We start from the raw sequence: 3,986 nt of genomic DNA, 5'->3' as shown, positions 1-3,986 counted from the left end.
GCATGGATGCCGCGAGAGGCGTGCGGGGCCAGGGATGGCCCCTCACGCCGGGCCCCCGGAGCGGCGATGGAGCGAGGGGACCCGACGAAGTCGGGCCGGATGCAGGGGCGAGCGTTCTTGGTTACTTCTTTGGCGTTTGAAAGAAGTGACTCGCCGGGAGGCGAAACAGGGACTCGCAGCCCACTCGATAAGCAACTCGGCTCATGACCTTCTAGCAACACTTAATGCAGACATAGCCTTGCGCTTTGCCCGGAAACGAAAAAAGGCCGCTGGTTGCGGCCTTTGTTCGGCGGGATCGCTACTCAGGCCTGACGGGCCTTCTCGGCTTCTTCGTGAGCCTGGCGCAGGCGTTCGCGGCTGTTGGTGAGGTGTAGGCGCATGGCCGCGCGGGCCCCGTCATTGTCCTGGCGGGCGATGGCCTCATAGATATCCTCGTGCTCACGGCTCAGGCGAGCGAGGTAATGCTCCCGATCGTCATGGGCGATTCGCGCCGAGTTGAGCCGCGTGCGCGGAATGATGCTGGTGCCCAGGTGGGTCATGATGTCGGTGAAATAGCGGTTGCCGGTGGCCAGGGCGATCTGCAGGTGGAACTGGAAATCCGAGGCCACCGCGTCGGTGCCATGGGCGGCACTGAGGAAGTTGTCCAGCGCCTCGCGCATGGCAGCCAGTTGCTCTGGGCTGCGGCGTTGGGCGGCGAGACCGGCGGATTCGACTTCCAGGCTGATGCGTAGTTCGAGGATGGCCATCACATCGCGCAGGGTGACTATGGTTGCCGGGTCGATGCGAAAGCCGCTCGGGCTCGGGGTATCCAGCACGAAGGTGCCGATGCCGTGGCGGGTTTCCACCAGGCCCGCCGCCTGCAGCCGCGAAATGGCTTCGCGTACCACGGTGCGGCTCACCCCCTGAGCTTCCATGATGGCCGACTCGGTGGGCAGCTTTTCACCCCGTTTGATCACGCCATCCTGGATCTGCTGGGAGAGCTCGGTCACCAACTCCTGCGCCAGACTGCGATGCTTGCGGCGCGGGCGTTGCTGGGTGCTTGGGTTGTCCATGGCGAAGGTCGGTCCGGGTGAAAACTGAAGGTCCATCATAGCCCAGCGAGTTGTACGATGACACTCACCCACAGCGTCTGCGGACGTCCGAATTCCCTGCATTGAATGAAAAATGGCACAGCCATGGGGCTACTCCTGTTCTGTTTTCCCAGCACCGATCAGTTCGACTCAGAACGGAATCAATAGAAACGAATCCGACACCAGCAGACCAAACGCTGTACGAAGAGGTCTGCACAAGCGCACGGGCATCCGGCCTGGTCGGTTTCACGGCTCGTGAAAAGATCCCGTACCACCAAGGCTTCGATCCAGGAGGTCAGGAATATTTTCCGAATGCCTGGCTAACGCATTTACTCCCACGTGTTCTACCGGGAGGCACATGAAATCAGACAGCGGAGTTCTGTTCGGCTATGCCGACCTACCTGATCGCCTGGCTGTGCGGGGACAGTCGCTGGCCGAGCGACGGACGACAGGCTACAGACGACAAACGACATCTTGTAAGGCTAAAAATCATACGCACAGGCGCTAGGCTGAAGTGACAAATCATCTGTTACATGCGGTCAACAGTTGAACCTGGTTAAAAGGAAACTTTATCAGCCATGCGCTCAACGCCAACTGCTTCACCAACTCCCTCTCCAAAATCATTTCGCGATGATATCAATGGGCTGCGGGCGTGGGCCGTGATTGCCGTGTTGTTATACCACTTCGGCGTTCCAGGCTTTGCCGGGGGCTTTATTGGCGTTGACGTATTCTTTGTAATATCTGGATTCTTGATGACTCAGATCATCATCTCCGGAATGGACAAGAAGAGTTTCTCCATTTGGAGTTTCTATGTAGCGCGTGCCAACCGAATCATCCCTGCCTTGCTAGCCCTTTGCATCGCCCTCTTAGTACTGGGGTGGTTCTGGCTGCCGACAGTCGATTATCGAAAGCTGGGGACTCACGCCGCAACCGCCATTGCCTTCGTCTCCAACATAAAGTTCTGGAGCGAATCTGGTTATTTTGAGTCTGAATCCCATGACAAATGGCTTTTGCATACTTGGTCCCTGTCGGTGGAATGGCAATTTTATATTCTCCTGCCCTTGGTCATAGCGATCATCTGGCGCTTATTTGGAAAGCAAGGCGTCAAGTGGGCATTGCTCGGTGTCGCCGGGGCTTCATTTGCATACTCCATCTATCTCACCCATCACGCCCAAGGAGCCGCGTTTTACTTACTTTCTACACGAGCCTGGGAAATGCTGGCGGGCGGAATGGTCTGGTGGCTGACCCGTCAACGCACCATTCACGCAAGGCAAGCCAGAGCAATGGAAATAACCGGCCTGGCCATGATCGTACTTTCGATCGAGTTATTTGACGCAGAAACCGCGTGGCCGGGTGGCTATGCTGCACTTCCGGTGATAGGGGCAATGCTGACATTGGCTGCAGGGCGTCAAAACTCGCCCTTCACTACCAATGTTATCGCCAAAAGGCTGGGAACCAGTTCCTACTCTATTTATTTATGGCACTGGCCAGTAGTGGTCTTGTTTACCTACGCAGGGATTCAACACGAAACCTACTGGATTGCAGCCGGACTATTAATCAGCATCGCACTCGGCGAACTTTCGTATCACTGGATAGAAAACCCCGCCCGAAAGCTATCAAGCATCCTGGACCCAAGAAAAAACATCGCAACTCTTGGAGCAGCGGTAGTTGCAACTGGATGTATTGCTGTCGGGGTGCGCTACCAAAATGTCGAGAATCGCATCCAGGACAATATTGAAACTGCGGCCAACGAATCGCTCAACGTAAAGCCAAGGCGCGATGAATGCCTAACCAAATCAGGGATAGAATCGATATCCTGCATTTATGGTGGGGACAATATAAGAGCCATTGTCATCGGTGATAGCCATGCGGATGCCATTACAACCTCTGTCCAGGCAGCCTTGCACAATAGCAATGAAGGCATTGTAGATTGGAGCTATGTCAGCTGTCCGACGATAAGCGGAATTCATATTATTCCACAAGACGCCAACAGCGGCGAAGATTGCCATGGCTTCAATGAATGGGCGACCTCTAAATTAAAGAACTACACCAACAGCATCCCCCTGATAATTGTAAACAGAACCTCAGCTTACGCCTTTGGCGACCACAACAGCACGGGACACGAAAACAAATTACTTGCGTATTTCTCGAAAACCCATGAAACCCCAACAAAAGAGTATCTTGACGAATTCAAGGAACGACTCATAGATACAGCCTGCAGCATTGCCAAGGAACGCCCCGTATATCTGGTTCGCCCGTTCCCGGAAATGATGGTCAATGTACCAAAGACAATCTCTCGCTCTTTGATATTTGGCAAGACCGAAGAGGTTTCGATCTCCATTGACGACTATCACAAAAGGCACGCCTTTGTGTGGAGTGTTCAAGACGAGGCTGCCCGGCGCTGCAACGTCAAGATCCTGGACCCTCTACCGTACCTGTGCAGTGAGGGTCGCTGCAGGGGAAGCAAGAACGGGCGTCCACTCTATTACGATGATGACCACCTGAGTGAATATGGCAACAAACTGCTAACACCCATGTTTCGGCAGGTGTTCACATCGGATGCCTTGCCATCGGGAGAGATGGCACGGAGACCTACTGCGCCGAATAATGGCTCATGACAACTCGCCATATAGAGCAGCGCACCTATCCTGACTTACGGATAACGTTTTAAACCCAATCAAACTTACACATTGATTATCTCTGGGCCGTTCACGTGTCGTGCACAGGATCCAGCTGCACGCCCTGTACAGGTCGCCCGGCCAAATTACCGCTGGCAGGCTCCGATCATCGGCGCACGGGTCTGAATATGCATAAAAGCAAAACCCCCGCAGCGCGGGGGTTTCAGCCTGAACCTCAGAAAAGGTCTTACGAGCCTCAGAACGGAATGTCGTCGTCGAAGCTGTCGTAGTCCGGCGC

At 54.9% G+C, this 3,986-nt stretch carries 2 protein-coding genes; one reads left to right on the top strand and one right to left on the bottom strand.

Translation table 11 applies throughout. The features are described 5' to 3' along the window. Positions 1-302: 302 nt before the first annotated feature. A complete protein-coding gene (locus E8F11_RS03390; RefSeq protein ID WP_280287393.1) occupies positions 303-1,052 on the bottom strand; it encodes a FadR/GntR family transcriptional regulator in 750 nt (249 codons plus the stop codon). A gap of 596 nt (positions 1,053-1,648) precedes the next feature. On the opposite strand from E8F11_RS03390, the gene E8F11_RS03385 reads away from it, so the two are divergent. Continuing rightward, positions 1,649-3,688, top strand: a complete 2,040-nt coding sequence (locus E8F11_RS03385) for an acyltransferase family protein (protein ID WP_280287392.1) — start codon at positions 1,649-1,651, stop codon at positions 3,686-3,688. Positions 3,689-3,986 lie beyond the last annotated feature (298 nt).

Origin of the sequence: Pseudomonas sp. BN417, from assembly GCF_029871205.1 — a bacterium.
In the GTDB taxonomy this organism is placed as follows: domain Bacteria; phylum Pseudomonadota; class Gammaproteobacteria; order Pseudomonadales; family Pseudomonadaceae; genus Metapseudomonas.
Note: the sequence above shows the minus strand (reverse complement) of the source record. Positions and strands in the feature narration are given on the sequence as shown.